Source organism: Fusobacterium ulcerans (assembly GCF_003019675.1).
Lineage (GTDB): Bacteria > Fusobacteriota > Fusobacteriia > Fusobacteriales > Fusobacteriaceae > Fusobacterium_A > Fusobacterium_A ulcerans.
On record NZ_CP028105.1, the window covers coordinates 602,483 to 623,642 of the forward strand.

Annotated in this window: 16 protein-coding genes; all 16 read right to left on the reverse strand. The window is 31.3% G+C overall.

Features of this window, described 5'->3' with window-relative positions; genetic code table 11:
• Positions 1–6: 6 nt before the first annotated feature.
• A complete protein-coding gene (gene dut / locus C4N20_RS02815; RefSeq protein ID WP_005981081.1) occupies positions 7–447 on the reverse strand; it encodes a dUTP diphosphatase in 441 nt (146 codons plus the stop codon).
• Between the two features lie 12 nt (positions 448–459).
• Positions 460–1,683: a M16 family metallopeptidase gene (locus C4N20_RS02820; RefSeq protein ID WP_005981079.1), complete on the reverse strand. Its 1,224-nt coding sequence runs from the start codon at positions 1,681–1,683 to the stop codon at positions 460–462.
• 15 nt (positions 1,684–1,698) lie between these two features.
• Positions 1,699–2,787 (reverse strand): LptF/LptG family permease, encoded by a 1,089-nt coding sequence (locus C4N20_RS02825; protein WP_005981077.1) that lies wholly within the window; start codon positions 2,785–2,787, stop codon positions 1,699–1,701.
• Positions 2,788–3,864 (reverse strand): LptF/LptG family permease, encoded by a 1,077-nt coding sequence (locus C4N20_RS02830; RefSeq protein ID WP_005981075.1) that lies wholly within the window; start codon positions 3,862–3,864, stop codon positions 2,788–2,790.
• 9 nt (positions 3,865–3,873) lie between these two features.
• On the reverse strand, positions 3,874–4,407 hold the full coding sequence (locus C4N20_RS02835) for a CvpA family protein (protein ID WP_005981074.1): 534 nt from the start codon (positions 4,405–4,407) through the stop codon (positions 3,874–3,876).
• A 19-nt stretch (positions 4,408–4,426) separates the two neighbouring features.
• Complete coding sequence (locus C4N20_RS02840; RefSeq protein ID WP_005981072.1) at positions 4,427–5,608, reverse strand: class I SAM-dependent rRNA methyltransferase; 1,182 nt, start codon at positions 5,606–5,608, stop codon at positions 4,427–4,429.
• 12 nt (positions 5,609–5,620) lie between these two features.
• Positions 5,621–6,715, reverse strand: a complete 1,095-nt coding sequence (alr, locus tag C4N20_RS02845) for an alanine racemase (protein WP_005981070.1) — start codon at positions 6,713–6,715, stop codon at positions 5,621–5,623.
• A gap of 103 nt (positions 6,716–6,818) precedes the next feature.
• On the reverse strand, positions 6,819–7,763 hold the full coding sequence (gene secF, locus C4N20_RS02850) for a protein translocase subunit SecF (RefSeq protein ID WP_005981068.1): 945 nt from the start codon (positions 7,761–7,763) through the stop codon (positions 6,819–6,821).
• Positions 7,754–8,986, reverse strand: a complete 1,233-nt coding sequence (gene secD / locus C4N20_RS02855) for a protein translocase subunit SecD (protein ID WP_005981067.1) — start codon at positions 8,984–8,986, stop codon at positions 7,754–7,756. Before secD ends, secF begins: the two co-directional genes overlap by 10 nt.
• Positions 8,987–9,006: 20 nt before the next feature.
• Positions 9,007–9,426, reverse strand: coding sequence for a Holliday junction resolvase RuvX (gene ruvX, locus C4N20_RS02860; protein WP_005981065.1), 420 nt, complete (start codon positions 9,424–9,426; stop codon positions 9,007–9,009).
• 10 nt (positions 9,427–9,436) lie between these two features.
• Entirely contained in the window at positions 9,437–12,037 is a 2,601-nt protein-coding gene (gene alaS / locus C4N20_RS02865; protein ID WP_005981063.1) for an alanine--tRNA ligase, read from the reverse strand.
• Between the two features lie 23 nt (positions 12,038–12,060).
• The gene (lptB, locus tag C4N20_RS02870) at positions 12,061–12,786 is read right to left on the reverse strand and encodes an LPS export ABC transporter ATP-binding protein (RefSeq protein ID WP_005981061.1); all 726 of its coding nucleotides are present in this window, start codon (positions 12,784–12,786) and stop codon (positions 12,061–12,063) included.
• 10 nt (positions 12,787–12,796) lie between these two features.
• Positions 12,797–15,484: an LptA/OstA family protein gene (locus C4N20_RS02875; protein ID WP_005981059.1), complete on the reverse strand. Its 2,688-nt coding sequence runs from the start codon at positions 15,482–15,484 to the stop codon at positions 12,797–12,799.
• Between the two features lie 2 nt (positions 15,485–15,486).
• Positions 15,487–18,111, reverse strand: a complete 2,625-nt coding sequence (mutS, locus tag C4N20_RS02880; RefSeq protein WP_005981057.1) for a DNA mismatch repair protein MutS — start codon at positions 18,109–18,111, stop codon at positions 15,487–15,489.
• A gap of 12 nt (positions 18,112–18,123) precedes the next feature.
• Positions 18,124–19,086, reverse strand: coding sequence for a tRNA dihydrouridine synthase DusB (dusB, locus tag C4N20_RS02885; RefSeq protein WP_005981055.1), 963 nt, complete (start codon positions 19,084–19,086; stop codon positions 18,124–18,126).
• A gap of 158 nt (positions 19,087–19,244) precedes the next feature.
• Positions 19,245–21,158, reverse strand: a complete 1,914-nt coding sequence (thrS, locus tag C4N20_RS02890) for a threonine--tRNA ligase (protein WP_005981053.1) — start codon at positions 21,156–21,158, stop codon at positions 19,245–19,247.
• Positions 21,159–21,160 lie beyond the last annotated feature (2 nt).

A 21,160-nucleotide genomic window follows, 5' to 3' on the forward strand; every position in this document is an offset into this window, starting at 1 on the left:
TACTCCTTACTTTCCTGTATGACCAAATCCCCCTGCTCCTCTTTCAGTTTCATCTAAAGAATCCACTTCTACAAATTCCATTTGTGCAACTTTATTTAAAACAAGCTGTCCTATTCTCTCTTGAGGATTTATTACATATTCATCTTTACTAAGATTTACCATTATTACTTTTAATTCCCCTCTGTAATCGCTGTCGATAGTTCCAGGAGTATTCAAAAGAGTTATTCCATGTTTGATTGCAAGTCCGCTTCTAGGTCTTACCTGTACCTCATATCCTTCTGGTATAGCTATTTTAAGTCCTGTTGGAACTAATACTCTCTCTAGTGAACCCATTACTATTGGTTCCTCTATATTTGCTCTTACATCCATTCCTGCTGATCCTGACGTTTCATATTTAGGAAGTGATACATTTTCTTCTCTTACTACTTTAACTATAACTTTTTCCATTATTAATCTCCTTTATATATCTCCAAGTATCGTGCAAGAATAGAATTCCTCTTGGAATAAATATTCTGCTGTCTTTTTTATATCTTCTAATGTTATATTTTCTATTTTTGATATTATCTCATCAATTTCAGTTACTCTTCCATAGAGCATATAAGTACTTGCCATTCTTGTCATTTTTCCTTTACTGTTTTCAAGGCTGAAAGTAAGCATACTTAAAAATTGATTTTTAGATTTTTGAAGCTCATATGGAGTTATTCCATTTTTCTTTATATCTTCAAATTCATCTTTGATTATATCTATAACTTCCTGATAACTTTCTTTAGTAGTCCCTGCATATATAGTGAAAAGTCCTCCCTCTATAAATGCTGTTCCATAGCTGTAAACTGAATAAGCTAATCCTCTTTCTTCTCTTATCTTTTGAAACAATCTTGAACTCATATTTCCTGCCAGTACACTTGAAATTATAGCTCCTGGATATTTCATATCTTCTATCTGGCTGTTTCCTCTTGTATTAAAACAAAGATGTACTTGATTAGTTTCCCTCTTTATTCTATTTTCTCCATGATTTATTGTAAAAGAGGCATCCATCTCTCTTTTGAAATTACTGTCTCTGAATTTTCCCAAACTTTTATTCAATTCTGCTACTACATGATCAAAATCTATTTTTCCTGCAACAGATACTACTATATTTGATGCCACATACTGTTCATCAAAATATTTTAGAAATTTTTCTCTAGTAATATTATTAAGGCTCTCTATAGTTCCCAATACTATATTTGACTGAACTCCAGTTATTGCATATTTTACATTTTCATCATGTACTATCTCTTCTGGAATATCATCATACATTCTTATCTCTTCTATTATTACATTTCTCTCTTTATCTAAATTTTCCTGTGTAAAAGTAGAATTTAAAAACATATCTGACAATACATCTATACCAGTATCAATTTTACTTGAAAGCATCTGAATATAGTAAGCAGTCATATCTCTGCTTGTATAGGCATTTATTAATCCACCTTCATTATCTATCAACTCAGATATTTCTTTTGCACTTCTAGTTTTTGTCCCTTTGAACATCATATGTTCTATAAAATGAGAAACTCCGCTTTCATCTGGATATTCGTTCCTTGACCCAGTATTAACAAATATCCCTAGACTTACAGTACTTACACTGTCTATATTTTCCATTAAAACAGGTATACCGTTGTCTAATTTTCTTATTTCTATATTCATTTACTCACTCCACTCTTAATATTCTGCTCTATACATAAAATATATTCCAATTCCTAGAAAAATTATGTTAGGAATCCATCCGCTTATAAATGGATTTAAAAATCCATTTATACTTAAAGCTTCAAAAGAAGCCTGTACTATATAATACCCATAACCTAAAGCTACAGACAGTGCCATACTTATTGCTGAAGCTCCTCTTACATATCTGCTTCCAAGAGATAAACCTAAGAAAGAAATTATGAAACTTGAAAATGGAAAAGAATATCTATTTCCTATCTCAACAAGAAGCTCTCTTGTATCTCCACCTATACTTTTTATTTCTCTTACAGATTTTTTTAATTCTTTTATTGTAAGGGTTTTAGGCTCTACACTTTTAGTTATAAATTTTTCTGGTTCATCATCATATTTATTTTCTGTAAAAATCTTAACTTCTTTTGGCTTTTCAAGTTTTTCACCATCATAAATATTGGCATCTTTCAATACCCATACTTTTTTACTAAAATTATATCTTCCTTCTTTTGCAGTTATTATTCTTTCAACTTTATTAAATTCTTCATTTAAATCAACTATCTCTATATTTTCACCAAAACCAGTTTCTCTGTTTATTTTTCCCATGAGATAAACATAATTAGAATTTTCACCTCTCAGAAAAGCATTTTTCTTTTCTACTGGCATCTCTCTTTTTGCTCTTTCTCCATCTTTTATCTCTCTATTTTTTCTTACTGAATATGGATAAAGACTGTCATTTATATAGAACACCATTACAGCTATCACTGCTGAAATACAAATAGGAAACAGCACTATTCTTTTAAAGCTTATTCCAGCTGTTTTCAATGATATTATTTCTAGGTTTGAAGCCATAGAACTCACTGTCATTAATGATCCCAAAAGCACTGCCAGAGGGGCCACATCTATTAATATCTTTGGTATCATTGTAAGAATATAAGTTATAGATTCATTTGCTGAAAATCTTCCGTCACTTACATATCTTATAACCTTAAATAACTGACTTACTAAAAATATTCCTACAAAAGCGATCAAACTAAGGAAAAATGATTTTATAAAATTTTTACTTATGTATTTATCTATTATTTTTATTTTCATTTATATCCCCCTAGATTTTTTCTTATAGAAATAGAAAGTCACTAAAAATAAAATTATATTTGGTGTCCATACTCCTACAAATGGAGGAATTTTACCTCTGTTAGCCATAACCATTCCTATATTCAGGAATGTTATATATGAAAATATTACTACAAGGCTCAAAGCAAAGTTAGCTCCTTTTCCACTTCTGTGATGTCCTATGGAAATAAATACTCCCAATAGAGAAAGCATTATTGTGGATAATGGAAGAGCCAGTTTTCTATTTATTTCTACTTTATATGGTATTTTTTCATTTTGAGGCAGATCTTTCATTTCTTTAAGAAGCATACTTATACTCATAGCTTCAATATCTTTTACTTTTATATCTATTCCATCAAAGTAAGCATCAAGAGGAACTTTTTTATCATCAAATTCTCCTCTCAATTTTTCTTTTCCATCTTTATCAAAATCGTAAAATTTAGAATCTGTTATCACCATTGAAGAATCTTTCCAGTAGGCTTCCTTTCCAACCAACACAGTAGGAAATTCTACATCTTCATTTTTCTGAAATATAAGCACTCCCTGAGCAACTCTGTCTTTTCCTTCTATTCTGTCTATATAGAGATTATATTCCTCAACTTCATCTATAAAAGTTTTCTCTTTTAACTGAAATACAGGATTTTCATAAGCTATCTTAGTAGTTATATATTGTAGTTTACTAAAAGATCTTGGAATTATACTTTCTTGAAGAAAAAATATAAAAAGTGTAGTAGCACAAGCTAATATAAATATAGGTTTTACAATCCCTCTAAGGTCCATACCTATTGAACTCATAGCTGTTGCTTCACTGGTTCTTGTAAATTTTGAAAATGTCAGCATTACCCCTAAAAATATTCCCATAGGAATAGTCTGTGATAAAATAGGAGGAAGATAAAACGACAATATCCTCATTATATCAATTATTGATATCCCTTTTACTATTATATTTTCCATCATAGCCACTATGATATCTATCAGGAAAATAAATGTAAAGAGCGAGATACCAAATAATATTGGCATTTTCACCTCTTCTAAAATATATTTTTCTATTATTTTCATAAATTTCTCCTAAAAAAGTTTATTGACATATCTATTAATTAATTCCAAATTTTTCAATTCCTTTATTTTATCTTGAAAAACTTCAGGTACATATTTTTCTATATTTGGAACCACTTCTAGAAAAATTTCATTTGTATAACTTCCTTTAGAATATTTCTTTAGACTTGTATACATGTCTGTTGAATAATTATAAATTAAAAGAATAAGAACAGAAAGAAGTACTCCTTTTGCTATTCCAATTACTCCTCCTAATACCCTTGTTGCAATTCCTTTGCTCTGATTTTTAAGTATATTTCTCACTAGATGTATCACTATTCCAAGTAAAATATACACTGCCCAGAAAGTTATTATATACGTCACAAAATAACGATCTTTATCTTTTGACAGTCCTAAAAACTCTATTACAGCTGGAGTATATTTTTTAGCAATAATAAAATTTACTACCAGTCCAAAGATAGCCAAAAATTCAACAAACAATCCATTTCTTAATCCATAAAGAAGAGAAAAAACTATTATGATTCCTATTATTATATCTAAATACATCCCCTATCACCTTTCTTTTTTAGTTATCTACTATTTTTACCCATAAAGCTTTTAAATACAAAGTTTCTGGCACATGAAGTATCCATGGGTGATCCTCTGGCTGATAATTTATTCCTATTACTTGAAGAAGTTTTCCATTTTTAGATGCTGCCATTCTTGTTACTTCTATCAAATCTTGAAGAGTTATATGATATGCACAAGTTATTACTCCAAGTATTCCCCCATCATTTAAAAGTTTAAAACTATCATCACAAAGATCAAAGAAAAAATCTCTTCCTCTGTGAATATCTGCTTTTCTTTTTATTAAAGATGGCGGGTCCAATGTAACTACATCAAATTTTTCTCCTCTTCCTACTAGAGTTTTCAGCAGAAGAAAAGCATCTCCTTCCATAGTAACAAAATCTCCTGTAAATTCATTTAAAGCATAGTTTTCTCTGCACAGTTCCAATGCATGAGGTTCTTTGTCTATAGCTGTTACTTTTTTACAGTTTTCTTTCAAAGCAGCCATTGAAAATCCTCCACTGCTTGAAAATACATCTAAAAATTTTGTATCCTTTGTAAGATATTTTCTTATAAATTTTCTTGAATCTCTCTGATCTAGAAAAAATCCAGTTTTTTGTCCATCTATTATATCTATACTATATTTAAGACCATTGTCTTCCATTATAACTCTTTCTGGTATCTCTCCAAAAACAATTCCTGTTTTTTGCTCTACTCCTTCAAGAGTTCTATTTTCAACATCACTTCTTTCATATATACCCCTTGGCTTCATTACTTTTTTGATGCTGTTTATTATATCCTGTCTAAAAGTTTCTACTCCAGAATTTCTAAACTGTACAGATACATACTTATCAAATTTATCTATAATTAAACCTGGGATTCCATCTCCTTCTGAGAAGAAAGCTCTTATACAATTAGTTTCAGTAAAAAGATGTTCTCTTTTTTTATAAGCTTTTCTGATTTTTTCAAGAATAAAATTTTTATCTATTTTTTCATCTTTTGTAGTAAGTACTCTTACAAAAGCTGATGTAGAATCTGTTACGTATCCTCTTCCTACAAAGGTCATATCAGATGAACATACATCTACTATATCTCCAGTTTTTGCCTCTCCTATTATAGTTTTTATCTCATCTTTAAAAACATTGGGATAGAAATTTATTATTTTCTTTTCCTTCCCGCTTATTAATATTATTTTCGTCATTAGCTCTCCTTTTTATCTTGTTATTAAATATGGAGTACCATTCTTTTTGTAGACTCTATATACTCTTCTTCCTATTCCTGTCAGTATATCCCAAGTTGATTTATGTACAGAATTTATTTCTTCTATTATATCATCTCTTATAACAATTGCTTCAGTACCTATATTTATTTTTTTCAAAATTGACTCTGGTATCTTTACCATGCACATATCCATACATATCTCCCCAACTATTGGACATTTTTCTCCTTCGATTAAAGCATATGTTTTATTGGAAAATTCTTTTTTCATACCATCAGCATATCCTATTGCAAGAGTGGCAAATGTTTCCCCCTCTTTCAATTTTACAGTTCTTCCATAAGATATATATGAATCCTCTTCAAGAGTTCTTATAAAAAGTATTCTTGTCTTCATTGTAAAAACCCTTTTGAATCCTGGCATTCTTTCATTTCCCAACATCCCATACATACATATACCAGCTCTTACCAGATTTCCTTTAAATCCATCATTGAATCTAAGGATTCCTCCACTGTTTAAAATATGTATATATTTTATATTTTTATACTCTTCAAATATTTTAAATTTATTTATCTGCTCTTTAGTATAATTATATGCTTCATCACTCATTCCATCTGCATCAGAAAGATGTGAATAAATACCAACTGCTTTTATACCTTTTTCTATACAATAATCTACAGCTTTTTTCCCTTTTTCAGGAGTAAAACCTAATCTTCCCATTCCTGTATCTATTTTAATATGTATTTCTGCATTTATTTTATTAGACTCTAAAAATTCTATCTGTCTCATGCTGCTTATAGTTATTTGAAAATTTTTCTCAGCAGCTATTTCTATTTCATCATTAAAAAGTGAACCTAGTATAAGGATTTCTTCTTCTATTCCTCCCTCTCTCAGTTCCATTGCTTCTTCCAAAGAGGCTACTCCAAAGATTTCTACCCCATTTTTCGAAAGCTCTTTAGCTGTTTCGATAGCTCCAAACCCGTAACTATTAGCTTTTATTACTCCTAATACATTTGTGCCTTGGACCAATTCTTTAATTTTATTCAGATTATATTTTAAATTGTCCATATCGATTTCTAACCAAGCTCTCATTTTTTCTATGCTCCCTTTCCTATTATGAATTAAATTTATAGAGGGCGACTTTAAAATTTTTCATTTTTAGCTGCCCTCTTATATTATATATTATCTTTTATTATTAAACTAATATTTTTTCTTCATTCTTTGACTCTTTCTTTTTTTCCTCTCCAAAAATATGAAGTCCCTTATTTGGTCCTTTTTTATTTTTATCTAGGAAATATACCAATGGTGTTGCAATAAATACTGAACTGTAAGTTCCTGCAAGAATACCGATCAAAAGAGTTACTATAAATGTTTTTAAACTGTCTCCACCAAAAACAAGTATAGCAATGATTGCAAATAATGTAGTCACAGATGTATTGATAGATCTTATCATTACCTGATTTACACTTTTATCCAAACAAGCTTCAAAAGAAATTTTATTCTTACGCTTCATATTTTCTCTTATTCTGTCAAATACAACTATTGTATCATTGATAGAATATCCAAGTATAGTCAATATGGCTGCTATAAATGGTGTATCTACTTCGTAACCTAAAAGTGAAATTACTCCAACAGCTATAATCAGATCATGGAATAATGCTGCTACTGCTGCTACTGCAAATGTAAATTCAAATCTGAAAGTTATGTAAAGGATTATAAGGAAAGCTCCTATTCCTAATGCATATATTGCTGAAGTTTTTAGTTCTTCTCCAACACTTGCTCCTACTTTCTCTTCTTTATTTACATCAAAGTTTCCAATTTTTTTTAAACTGTCTAAAACTTCTGTTTTTTCTGTTTCAGTAAGTTCAGGCGTTCTTATGATAACAGTATTATCTTCAGAAATCTGTACTTTTCTACTGTTAGGATTTACCTGATTTATCTCTTTAGAAATTTCATCTAAATTATTATTAATATCATTTAATGTTATTGGGTTTTCAAATCTCAACTGGAATAAGTTTCCTCCAGAGAAGTCAATACCATAGTTAAGCCCTTTTGTGAAAAAAGCTCCAAGAGAAAGAACAACAATAACTAATGATAGTCCTACAAATTTTTTACTATTTTCTATAATTTTTATTTGCATGCTGTTTTCCCCCTAACTCCAAATAATTCTGGTCTGTTTAATTTAAATACTGTAATGAAAGTAAGTAAAATTATCTTAGTAATTGTGATAGCTGTAAACATAGATGCCAATGTACCTATTGTTAATGTTACAGCAAATCCTTTTACAGGACCAGTTCCAAAAGTAAAAAGAATAACAGTAATTATAAGTGTTGTAAGGTTTGAGTCGAATATAGCCACGAATCCTTTGCTGAATCCTGCATCTATAGCATTACGTACTGTATTTCCCATTCTAAGTTCTTCTTTTATTCTCTCAAAAATTATAACGTTTGCGTCAACTGCCATACCTGCTGACAGGATAAGACCTGCTATACCTGGCAGAGTTAATGTTGCATCAATGAAGTTAAGACATCCAAAAGTTATAAGTCCAAATATTACAAGAGCTATATCAGCAACTATTCCAGGGAGTCTGTAGAATACTATCATAAATACTCCTATAAGCATCATTGCAAATACTCCTGCCTGTTTACTTTGAGCTATTGATTCATCTCCAAGAGATGCTCCAACAGTTCTTGTTTCAACTATTTCAGCTTTTACTGGAAGAGCTCCTGCATTCAGCAATGTAGCTGTTGCTTTTGCTTCTTCTACAGTATAGTTTCCTGTAATTACTCCGTTTCCACTTGGTATTTCTGAATTGATCATAGGAGCTGTCTGTACTTTTCCATCTAGTGTGATAGCAAGTTTTCTTCCTATGTTATTTCTTGTAATCTCAGCAAATCTTACTGCTCCCTCTTGGTTCATTTCAAATTGAATTTGAGGTCTTCCCAAGTTGTCATAAGATACATCTGCTTTCTTTAATGCTCCTCCAGTTAGAAGAGTTTCTCCTAAAGTTCCATCTGGATTTTCAAGTTTAAATTCTAATAGAGCTGTTTTCCCTATCATTTTTATAGCATCTTCTGTATTGCTTATTCCTGGAAGTTCTATTATTACTCTATTGCTTCCTGCTTTTTGTACAAGAGATTCTGCTACCCCTAATCCATTTATTCTTCTGTCCAGAACTTCAATCAGTCTGTTCATTGCTGCATCATCAAGAGTTACCCCTTCGTCTGGTACAGCTTCCAATACTACATACACTCCACCTTTTAAGTCCAGTCCCAGTTTAGTTGGTTTAAAAAAGCTAAGCCATATAGCTCCTATTACCACAACTATAACAAGAGACAATCTCATTAATAATTTTGATCCCATTTCTCCTCCAAAATATTAGTTTATCTTTTTGTATCTAAGAAAGTTTGAAGTATTATAGCAGCAGCTATTTTATCAACTACCTTTCTCTTTTCCAAAGCGCCCTTTTTGTTTGATTCATTCAGCATTCTGTCTGCTGACACAGTAGTAAGTCTTTCATCAACTTCTATTATTTCCAAGCCTTCAATCTCTTTGTTTAATTTAGCTATAAACTCTCTGACTTTCTCTGCCTGTCTTTTTTCAGTTCCATCCAGACTTTTAGGGATACCTACTACTAATGCTTTTGTATTTTCTTGAATACAAAGTTCTTTAATTCTTTTTACTGCTTTTGTTTTTTTTCTGTCTATTACTTCAAGGGGAGTAGCTACTATCCCCATTATATCTGATTTCGCTACTCCTATCCTCACATCTCCCACATCTAAGGAAATATATTTTTTATACATTCATTACCTCTTATAAAGAATTTTTTAAAGTTTCTTTTACTGCATTCATAGCTTCCTGTATTTTAGTTGCATCTTTTCCACCAGCTTGAGCGAAGTCAGGTCTTCCTCCACCATTTCCCCCAGTGATTACAGCAGCTTCTTTTACAAGATTTCCAGCTTTTACTTTAGAAGTAAGTTCTTTAGTTACTCCAGCAGCAAATATAGCTTTATCTGCTCCAGATGCTAAAACTACAACTGTATTAGCCATTTTATCTTTTACATAATCGACCATTTTTCTTAAATCATCAGCTGTTGTAGTTTTAAAAGTTTTCATGATAACTGTTACTCCATTGATAACCTCAGAATTTTCTGCTAAAGCCTGAGCTTCTATTTGAGTAAATCTGCTTTTTAATTCTTCAAGTTCTTTGCTGTTTTCTTTAATTGTTTCTACCATTTTTTCAACTCTGTCCAGAAGATTAGCTTCATCAGACTTTACAACTTTTTCTACATTTTTTAGAAGCATTTCAATGTTTTTAACTGCTTTGTATGCTCCTTTTCCAGTTACAGCTTCAATTCTTCTTATTCCAGCAGCAATACCAGCTTCACTTTCTATTTTAAATAATCCTATCTTACCTATATTATCTATATGAGTTCCTCCACAAAGTTCTATAGAGAATCCTTCTACAGATACTACTCTTACTACATCTCCATATTTGTCTCCAAATAGAGCTGTAGCTCCAGCTTTTTTAGCTTCATCCATACTCATATCAGCAACTGAGACATTTATAGCTTCAGCTATTTTTTCATTTACTAACTCTTCTACTTTTTCAAGCTCTTCACCAGTCATAGCTTCATAATGGTTAAAGTCAAATCTTAATCTTTCCCCATTTACAAATGACCCTGCCTGTTGTACATGAGAACCTAATACTTCTCTCAATGCTTCATGAAGCAGATGAGTTGCTGTATGATTTTTAGCTGTTGCCATTCTGTTAGCTTCATCAACTTCTAAGAAATATTCCTCTCCTTCAATTGGAGTTCCTTTTAATACTTCAACAGTATGTGTAAATATTCCTTTTTGTTTTTGAACATCTATAACTTTACCTTCAAATCCATTTCCAGTAATAATACCAATATCTGCTGCCTGTCCTCCAGACTCACCATAGAATGGAGTTGTATCAAATATCATAAGTTTCTTGCCATCTTTTCCATCTCTTGCACTTAAAAGTTTTCCTGTATCTTTAAGAGTTGTGTATCCAGTAAATTCAGTAGCTCCATATTTATCATAGAACTCCTCGATAAAACTGTCTTGTCCCTTTTCCATTACAACTTCTCTGGCAGCTCTTGCTTTTTCTTTCTGCTCAGTCATTTTTGCTTCAAATTCTTCTTTAGATATTTCTATCTCTTTTTCCTGACATATTTCTTCAGTTAGCTCATATGGGAATCCGTATGTATCATAAAGTTTAAATGTAACTTCTCCATCAAGTTTAGTAATTCCTGCTGCTTTTAATTTTTCAATTTCCTGATTTACAAGCTGCATACCTTGATCAAGAGTACGAGAGAATTTTTCCTCTTCTATTTTTACAACTTTTTTAATATGATCAATATTACTTCTAAGATCTGGATAAGCATTTTCCATCATACTTACTACTTTATCAACCATCTTATATAGGAATAACTCTGATTGTCCTAAAAGTCTTCCATGTCTTACTGCTCTTCTCAATATTCTTCTCAGAACATATCCTCTTCCTTCGTTTGATGGTATAACTCCATCATTGATCAAGAAAGTAACTGCTCTTGAATGGTCTGTTATTACTTTTAATGAGAAGTTTTCTTCCTCATCTCTTCCATATTGCGAGTTAGTAAGTTTTACTGCTTCCTCTACCAATGGGAATAAAAGATCTGTTTCAAAGTTATTTGATTTTCCTTGCACCATAGCAGCTATTCTTTCAAGTCCAGCTCCCGTATCTATATTTTTCTTAGGAAGAGGCTCAAGGCTTCCATCTTCCATTCTGTTCCATTCAGTAAATACAAGGTTCCATATTTCAATAAAACGATTATCTGTTCCTTCATCACCAAGTTTAGAGTTTTCATCTCCACCATAAGCTGGTCCCAAATCCACATGAATTTCTGAACAAGGTCCGCATGATCCAGTAGGTCCTGCTGCCCACCAGTTTTCATCTTCTCCAAGTCTTACAAGTCTTTCTTTTGGAAAATTACATTTTTCTATCCAGATCTGTTCCGCTTCATCATCTGTTGTAAATACTGATACCCAAAGTTTATCTTTATCTATTTTTAATACCTCAGTAACAAACTCCCAAGACCATTCTATCGCTTCTTTTTTGAAATAATCTCCAAAAGAGAAATTTCCAAGCATTTCAAAGAATGTGTGGTGTCTTGCTGTTCTTCCAACATTTTCAAGGTCATTTGTTCTGATACATTTTTGATAAGTAGTTACTCTTGGATATGGTGCTTCCTTCTGTCCTAAAAAATATGGCTTAAAAGGAACCATTCCTGCTACCGTTAGTAATAAAGTTGCATCATCAGGAATAAGTGATGCACTTTCGAAGTGTTTATGATGTTTTGCTTCAAAAAACTCAATAAACTCTTTTCTAATTTGATTTCCTGTTAACATGTTCTCCTCCAACTATTTAAAATTTAATCTAATTTAAACTTTTCACCTAAATAAATTTTTCTTGCTGTTTCATCATTAGATATTTCTTCTGGCGTACCACTGATCAAAACTTTTCCATTTGCCATTATATATGCCTTCTCTGTAATACGCAATGTTTCTCTTACGCTGTGGTCAGTTATCAGTATTCCCAATCCTCTATTTCTCAAATATCTTATTATCTGCTGTATATCTTCAACTGCTATTGGGTCAACCCCAGCAAAGGGTTCATCCAGAAGTATAAAGCTTGGGTTATTTGCTATTGTTCTGGCTATCTCTATTCTTCTTCTTTCTCCTCCAGAGAGTGAATAACCTAAAGATTTTCTTACATGAGTAAGTTTGAACTCTTCCATAAGCTTTTCAATTATTTCCTGTTGTTCTTTAGGAGCTATTCCTTTCATCTCAAGAACTGCTGCTATATTTTCCTCTACTGTAAGATTTCTAAAAACAGATGGCTCCTGTGCCAGATATCCTATTCCAAGATTGGCTCTTTTAAACATAGGATAAGTTGTTACATCAGCATTGTCACAGTAAACTTTACCGCTTTCAGGCTTTATTATTCCTGTTATCATATAGAAAGTAGTCGTTTTTCCTGCTCCGTTAGGTCCAAGAAGCCCCACTATCTCTCCCTTATTTACTTCAAGGCTGACATTATCCACTACTGTTCTTTTTTTATAGCTTTTACAAAGATTTTGAGCTACTAAACTTCTCATTAGCTCCTCCTTAATTATTTTTATGGTTTATAAATACATGTCCTCTTGCTTTTACTTTTCTTGTGTTCATATCATAAGTACCTTCATCTGCTTCTATTATGGAATCTTTATTTTCAATTTTTACATTTCCCATAAGATCAAGTATACCAGTTTTTTGTCTGACTATTCCCTTTTCAGCAGTAATAATAGTTATTCCCTGTTCTGGGTTTTTATTCTCAATATAAACATTTCCTACTAAAGTAGCTATATCTTTATTAATATCTATTTCAGCAGTATCAGAAGTTACAACTGTATTTCCATTTTTAGCATCAGTTACTGTTAATTTTGTATTATCTCTTGAGAAAACAAGATTTCTTTCTATATCTGCTTCAATATAATCAGATTGAAGCTTCTTATCTTCTTGAATAAACACTGCATTTTTTTTGATTTCACTTCTTATTGCTTTGTATCCACCATCATTTTTAAAGTAAACTCTTGCAAAATCTCCTGTAAAATCTGTACGTTTTCCTTGATGCATCATGTTTCCTTTTGCATTCCCTATGAAATCTATTCTCATCTCTCTCATATTTCCATCAGCTATATCTGATTTGAATCTATCTCCAGACTTAGAAGTTATATCTGCATTTGTACTTTTTAATAATCCTTGCTTATTATCAAAAGTTCCTTCACTTCCGATTATAGTAAAATCTCCATAATCTATTGTATATTTTTCAGGAGAAACAACTACTTCAGTCTTAAGATTGTAGTCAAGTCTATTTCCTCTCAATCTGCTTTCTGGAGTTACTATCACAGTATTTTTTCCGAATTCTACCTTATCTTCATTTGTAAAATATTTCATTTTGTCACTTTTTATATCGTTTTCTACATTTTTACCTTTAAAATTATCTCCAGTAAATACTGAAGATTTTACATCAAATACTCCATTTGACATAGTTCCTGATGTAGCTTTATCATGACTTTCAAAATTTATAGTTTCAGGTATATATACTTTTTCATCTTTTAAATTATACTTTCCTCTTGCTGATTTTGCTACTATTTTTTCACTATTTATTACAAGATTTCCAATTAGCTCCATATAATTATCTTTTTGGAATAAGAGTTTATCCCCAGTTACAGTAGTTCCATTTTCTGTATTTTTAAATGAAATTTTACTTTGAAGTTCTCCTGTTCCATTTTTATTATTGTATGTAAGATTCTCTCCACTGGCAACAAAGTTTCTTCCAGCAGCATTTATTGTTCCATTACTTACAAGCTCCCCAGTATTTTCATCATATACAGCTCCAATTCCTGTAAAAGATGTTCCATCTTTTAAAGCTGTCACTTTATATTTATTTGGAGTTTCTACTTTACCAGTAGCTCCATTATATGTTATATCATTGCTTTCTAATCTATAGTCTTGATTCTCAAATACAGCATTTTCTTTTACTTTATATATTTGTGCTTCTGTATTGAAATCCATTCTTTTACCTTTAGCAGTTTGTTTTTTGATTTTGTCATACATAGTTCCATTTACTATATATCCATCTTTTGTTATATCATTAAAATAGAACTTATCTCCAACACTGTCATATTTCTGACTTTTGTAATCATACTTTTTATCAGCAAACATTTCCTTTGTTTCATTGTTATATCTAAATTCCCTGCTTCTTAATTCTCCATTATTTGAAATATACACTGCATCTCTATTTGTTCCATAGGCAGTTATAAATTTAGTAGCATTATTATATACTATTTTATCTGCTATAAGCTCTTCACCTTTTGTTGATGTCATTTTTACATCCCCATAAAAAGTCAGTTCTTCTGTAGCTATATCATATACTGCTTCTTTTCCAGAAAAAGAATATACTCCATTGCTTCCAGTTATTTTTCCAAAAAACTTAACTATATTGCTGTTGGCTTCTCTTTGTATTTTATCAACATATATCTTGTATCCATTAGTTTCTATCATTACATTTTTAGTAATTAAAAACGCCTCTGTACCATCTTGGTACCACAGATTTCCTGCTGATAATTCAGCTCCATTATATGTTACATCATAAGGTTCCCATGCTTCAAGAATTTTATCATTTATTGAATATTTCAAGTTAAGAAAATTTCCAGATATTTTAGCATTTTGCTCATCTGCCCCATCAATAACTATATTTCCTGAAAGAGTAACTATCTTATTAGCATCACTGTATCTCCCAATATCTCCTTTCAGTTTTATTTTCTCATTTTCCAGAACTACATTATCTTTCAATTCTATATAACTCATTTTACTGTCTGTTATGAAATTTTTTCCTGAAATTTTTACTTTTTTCTCATCATTTTCTGCTGTTACTCCAGCATCAGATGTTATTTCATCCTTCAGTTTATCATAATGAGCTGCTTCTGTATTGAATTTCCACCCATTTGGACTAACTCCAAGTATATTATTTTTCAATGCAAGGTTTCTTACTTTATCAATAAATACATTATCCCCACTAAGTACCATATCTTTTACTAGAGCCTTTGCTTTTTCAAAGTTTGTTTCATTATCATCTACATAATCTACCTGCTTATCAGCCTCAACGTGATAATCTTCACTATCATAAGTAACATTAGTAGTTTCTATAGCTTTTTTTACATCTGAAAGATCACTTTCATCTTTAAAATAGTTCAGGTAACCTAATATTATTATAACTGCAAAAATAATTATATAGATTTTCTTTTTATTCATAGTTAACTCCTATTTAATATTTTTTTCAGCTCATTAAGCTTTAATAGTGCTTCCAAAGGTGTCATTCCATTAGGATCCAATTCTTCTAGTACTCTCATAACTATTTTTTGTTCTTTTGTCAGTTCTTTTCCTTTTAAATTATTTTTATCCTCTTCTACTGGTTCTTCTTTTTGAGGAGTTCCAAAAAGTATAAGCTGCTCTCCTTTTAGTTTCTTCTCAATTATCTGTTTTCTATCTTCTAAATTTTTCAGTACAGATTTTGATCTATCAAGTATCTCTTTAGGGAGTCCCGCAAGTCTGGCTACTTCTATTCCATAAGACTTATCTGCTCCGCCTTTTACTATCTCTCTCAAGAAAACTATTTCCTTATCATTTTCTTTTACTTCTATTCTATAGTTTTCAGCTCTGTCCAGTTTATCTTCCAGCTGAGTCAGTTCGTGATAATGTGTAGCGAATATTGTTTTTGCTCCTATTCTTTCATGAATATACTCTGTAATAGCTGTTGCTATTGAAATTCCATCAAATGTAGAAGTCCCTCTTCCTATTTCATCAAGTATGATAAATGATCTGTCAGTTGCACTATTAACTATATTAGCCACTTCACTCATTTCGAGCATAAATGTAGACTGACCTGTAAGAAGATCATCACTTGCACCTATTCTTGTAAATATCTTGTCTACCAATCCTATTTTAGCATAATTTGCTGGTACATAAGATCCCATATGAGCCATGATTATAATCAAAGCTACCTGCTTCATATAAGTAGACTTTCCTGACATATTAGGTCCAGTAAGTATTATCATTTCTTTATTGTCATCAAGCACTATATTATTTTTTACATATTCTCCTGAAGGAATAAGCTTTTCCACTATTGGATGTCTTCCAGCAATTATTTCTATCTCCTTCCCACCATGCATTTCAGGCTGAATATATGAATTTTTAATTGCTATATGTGCCAAATTGCTCATAACATCAAGATATGCTATCTTATATGCCAGATCCTGAAGTATTCCTTTGTGACTTTTTATCTCATAGGATACCTCTTTAAATAACTGATATTCAAGATTTTCTATCTTATCTTTGGCATTTAATACCTTTTCTTCATACTCTTTCAAATCAGGTACTATGTATCTTTCAGCATTAGCAAGAGTCTGCTTTCTGATATAGTCTGCTGGTACTAGATGAGAGTTAGCTCTTGTTACTTCAATAAAATATCCAAATACTTTATTGTATTTTATTTTAAGCCCTTTTATCCCAGTTCTTTCTCTTTCTCTATTTTCTATTTCAAGGATATAGTCCTTTCCATCTTTTGATAAACCATGAAGCTCATCAAGCATTTCATTATATCCCTGTCTTATGATTCCTCCTTCTCTCACTGAGAAAGGGGGCTCATCTACAATAGTTTTTTCTATCAAGTTGTAGATATCAATAAGAGTTTTTACTTCAATAGAAAATATAGAATTTCCCTGTAAAAGCTTTAATATTTCCAATGAATTTTTTATAGAAATTTTTAATGAAATCAGATCTCTTCCATTTTCAGTTTCAAGAACAAGCTTTCCAATTATTCTTTCTATATCATATATATTTTTTAATCTTTCTCTGACCTCTTCTCTGAGAAGTACATTTTCTATAAAGAAAGCTATATCTTTTTGTCTTTCATTTATTTTTTCTATATCAAGAAGAGGATTTTTTATAAATTTTTTCAGGAGTCTGCTTCCCATAGAAGTCATACATTCGTCCATCACCCATAAAAGTGTTCCTGCTCCATTTTTTTCTCTGTAATTATCAACTATATCCAGATTTTTTTGAGTAGTTATATTCAACTCCATAATATTTTCACTGCTAGTGTATAATATATTATTTACAGGAAGCTCTTTTCCCTTTTGCAGTTCTGCTACATAGTTTAAAACAGTCGCTGATATTGTAACAGCCATCTTTTTATCTTTCAGTCCAAAACTTTCCAGTGATATTACCTTAAAATAATCTTTCAAATAATCTTCGCATTTTCTTTTTTCAGTTATTTTACTTATATTTACATCTGATAAAGAATTATGTTTTTTTAATTCATTATAATATTTATCGTAAGTTCTCTCTTCAAGCAATATCTCTTTAGGAGCAGTTTTATTTATCTCTCCCAAAAGCTTAAATATTATATCTTCCCCTTCCAGTTCACTTGCTTTAAATTCACCAGTTGTAATATCCACATAAGCTATCGCCCCTCTATTTCCATCTATTTTTATCCCCATAAGATAGTTGTTGCTTTTTTCATCAAGATAATCAGTATCAATTACTGTACCAGGGGTTATAACTCTTACAACCTCTCTCTTAACTATTCCTTTAACACTTTTAGGATCTTCTACCTGCTCACATATTGCTACTTTATAGCCTTTGTTGACCAGTTTAGCTATATAAGAAGATACTGAATGATAAGGAACTCCTGCAAGGGGGACATCCTGACCTTTTTCTCTGTTTCTGCTTGTCAATGTCAATCCTAGTTCCTTAGAAGCTATCACTGCATCATCAAAAAACATTTCATAAAAATCTCCTAGTCTGAAAAATAGAAGATTATCCTTATTCTGTTCTTTTATTTCTTTGTACTGACTCATTAAAGGCGTATCTCCAGCCACTTTCTCAACTCCTTACATAGTTACTATTTCTGGTTCTGAAAGAAGATTATCTTTCACTCTATTTAAAAGTTCTACTATTTCATTATAATTATCTGTATGATTTATTTTGTCTTTTATTTCAGCAGTATTTCTTATTCCCTTTAAATACCAGCATAAATGTTTTCTAAGTTCAAAAATAAATGGTCTTTCTGGGTGTTCTATCTCAGTTCTTCTAGTGTGTTCAATAGCCATGTCTATTTTTTCAATATCAGTTACTGGATGAAGAATTTTTCCATGTTCAAAGTATTCTCTGATATCTCTTATAAGCCACGGATTTCCAAATATACCTCTGGCAAGCATGATTCCATCTACTCCTGAATAATCTACTCTCTCTTTAGCATCTTCAGCAGTAAATATATCTCCATTTCCTATTACTGGAATATCTACACTTTCCTTTACCTGTTTTATAAGACTCCAGTCAGCTTTTCCAGTATACATCTGCTCTCTTGTTCTTCCATGAACTGTTATATGTTTACATCCAGTTTCCTGAGCTATTTTAGCTATTTCAACAGGATTTTTACTTTCCTTGTAACCTACTCTTATTTTTATAGAGAGGTCAGTCTTATCATCTAAGGCGCTTCTCATTTCAGAAAGCATAGCTCTCACAAGTTCAGGCTGCTCCATAAGAGCTGCTCCATATCCATTGTTGACTATTTTTTTCATAGGACATCCTGAATTTATATCTATATGTTTTACTCCAAGACTCTCTACAAATTTTGCACTTTCTACCATCTTTTTTATATCTTTACCAAAAAGCTGTACAGAATCTCCTTCTCTCAATCTTAAAATAACTTTGAGAGTTTTTTCACAAGCAACCTCCAAAGCATTTATACTTACCATTTCTGTAAATAAAAGATCTGGTTTAAATTCTTTTAAAATTCCTCTATATGTATAATCTGTAACTCCTGCAATAGGAGCAGTATATATTTTTATCATAAATTTTTCTTCCTCCGACATCAAATAAAAAAAGGTATCTCAATCTAAAAATTTTACCATATTTATGATATTTTTTCAATATAACTAGACATATTAGAGTAAAAAAATTATTTTTAAAAAAATAAAAGCCCTGAACAAGTCAAGGCTTTTACTGTGAACTATTTGTCAAATCTTATTTTAGCTTCATCTACAATAATATCTAAGAATTCATCCAGCTTCATAGATTCTTGTTGTTGAGAACCGAATTTTCTTATATTCACTTCTCTGTTTTCAACTTCATTTTTACCTAAAATAAGCTGTACAGGAACTTTATATTTTCCGTTAGCTTCTCTGATTTTATATCCAATAGATTCTGCTCTGTCATCAATTTCTGCTCTGATTCCTCTTTCTTGAAGAGCTTTAAATATCTCTTTAGCATAAGGAACTACTTCATCATTGATAGTTAATATTTTTACTTGAGTAGGTGCCAACCATAATGGGAAAGCTCCTGCAAAGTGTTCAATAAGGATTCCGATAAATCTTTCGATCGAACCATAAACAACTCTGTGAATCATTACTGGTCTATGTTTTTCACCATCTTCTCCAATATAGCTGATATCAAATCTTTCAGGAAGATTGAAGTCTAACTGGATAGTTCCACATTGCCAAGTTCTTCCAATAGCATCTTTGATTTTGAAGTCTAATTTAGGTCCGTAGAAAGCTCCATCTCCAGGATTTAATTTATATGGTTTTCCAATTTTATCAAGAGCTCCAGCAAGTGCAGCTTCTGCTTTTTCCCATATTTCATTTGAACCAATTGCTTTTTCTGGTTTAGTTGATAATTCAATATGATATTCAAATCCGAATAGTTTGCTGTAGAATTTATCTATCAGTTCAACTACTCCAATGATTTCTTCTTCTATTTGATCTGGAGTCATAAATATATGAGCATCATCCTGAGTGAATGATCTTACTCTCATAAGTCCATGTAAAGCTCCTGAAAATTCATGTCTGTGAACTGTTCCTAATTCTCCACATCTGATTGGGAAATCTTTATATGAATGTAATTGATATTTATATGCTAAGATCCCACCTGGGCAGTTCATAGGTTTTATAGCAAATTCAGTCTCATCTATTGTTGAAGTATACATATTTTCTCTATAATTAAACCAGTGACCTGAAATTTCCCATAATTCTTTATTAAGCATTATTGGAGTAGTGATTTCCTGATATCCAGCAAGAGTATGCTCTCTTCTCCAAAGGTCTATAAGAGTATTTCTTATAACCATTCCTTTTGGAAGAAATATTGGGAATCCTGGTCCATATTCGCTTACAAAGAATAAATCTAATTCTTTTCCTAATTTTCTATGGTCTCTTCTTTCCGCTTCTTCTAATAGAGTTAAATAAGCTTTTAATTTAGCTTCATCAGAGAAAGCAAATCCGTATATTCTTTGAAGCATTTTATTGTTAGAGTCTCCTCTCCAATAAGCTCCAGCAACTGATTTTAATTTGAAAGCTTTCAAGTATGATGTAGAAGGTACATGAGGTCCTCTACATAGATCCATAAATTCTCCCTGTTTGTAGAAAGAAAGTATTTCTCCTTGAGCTATTTCTTTTATGATTTCCACTTTATAGATTTCACCTAATTTTTCAAAGTGCTCTATAGCTTCCTCTCTAGTCATCATAACTCTTTCAATTTTTTCATTTTCTTTTACTATTTTCTTCATTTCAGCTTCAATTTTTACTAAATCTTCTTCTGTAAACTGCTCCTTTGGATCAAAGTCATAATAGAATCCATTTTCTATAGCTGGTCCTATTGCTACTTTTGTTCCTGGGAATAATCTGATAACAGCTTGAGCCATCAAGTGAGCTGTTGAGTGTCTTATTACCTCTTCTCCCTCTTCACTGTCAGCTGGTATAAATTCTACTTTTGCATCTCTGTCTAAAATTGTTGCCATATCCATTAGTGTTCCATCTATTTTAACAGCTACTGCTTTTTTTGCTAAAGAGTTGCTGATACTCTTTGCTACTTCAAACATATTAACTTGCCCTTCAAATTCTTTTATATCTCCGCTTGGTAATTCTACTTTCATAA

Excerpts from the sequence above, each read along its gene's own strand:
- dut (WP_005981081.1), bottom strand. The coding sequence starts at position 447 with ATGGAAAAAGTTATAGTTAAAGTAGTAAGAGAAGAAAATGTATCACTT.
- C4N20_RS02820 (WP_005981079.1), bottom strand. The coding sequence starts at position 1,683 with ATGAATATAGAAATAAGAAAATTAGACAACGGTATACCTGTTTTAATG.
- C4N20_RS02825 (WP_005981077.1), bottom strand. The coding sequence starts at position 2,787 with ATGAAAATAAAAATAATAGATAAATACATAAGTAAAAATTTTATAAAA.
- C4N20_RS02830 (WP_005981075.1), bottom strand. The coding sequence starts at position 3,864 with ATGAAAATAATAGAAAAATATATTTTAGAAGAGGTGAAAATGCCAATA.
- C4N20_RS02835 (WP_005981074.1), bottom strand. The coding sequence starts at position 4,407 with ATGTATTTAGATATAATAATAGGAATCATAATAGTTTTTTCTCTTCTT.
- C4N20_RS02840 (WP_005981072.1), bottom strand. The coding sequence starts at position 5,608 with ATGACGAAAATAATATTAATAAGCGGGAAGGAAAAGAAAATAATAAAT.
- alr (WP_005981070.1), bottom strand. The coding sequence starts at position 6,715 with ATGAGAGCTTGGTTAGAAATCGATATGGACAATTTAAAATATAATCTG.
- secF (WP_005981068.1), bottom strand. The coding sequence starts at position 7,763 with ATGCAAATAAAAATTATAGAAAATAGTAAAAAATTTGTAGGACTATCA.
- secD (WP_005981067.1), bottom strand. The coding sequence starts at position 8,986 with ATGGGATCAAAATTATTAATGAGATTGTCTCTTGTTATAGTTGTGGTA.
- ruvX (WP_005981065.1), bottom strand. The coding sequence starts at position 9,426 with ATGTATAAAAAATATATTTCCTTAGATGTGGGAGATGTGAGGATAGGA.
- alaS (WP_005981063.1), bottom strand. The coding sequence starts at position 12,037 with ATGTTAACAGGAAATCAAATTAGAAAAGAGTTTATTGAGTTTTTTGAA.
- lptB (WP_005981061.1), bottom strand. The coding sequence starts at position 12,786 with ATGAGAAGTTTAGTAGCTCAAAATCTTTGTAAAAGCTATAAAAAAAGA.
- C4N20_RS02875 (WP_005981059.1), bottom strand. The coding sequence starts at position 15,484 with ATGAATAAAAAGAAAATCTATATAATTATTTTTGCAGTTATAATAATA.
- dusB (WP_005981055.1), bottom strand. The coding sequence starts at position 19,086 with ATGATAAAAATATATACTGCTCCTATTGCAGGAGTTACAGATTATACA.
- thrS (WP_005981053.1), bottom strand. The coding sequence starts at position 21,158 with ATGAAAGTAGAATTACCAAGCGGAGATATAAAAGAATTTGAAGGGCAA.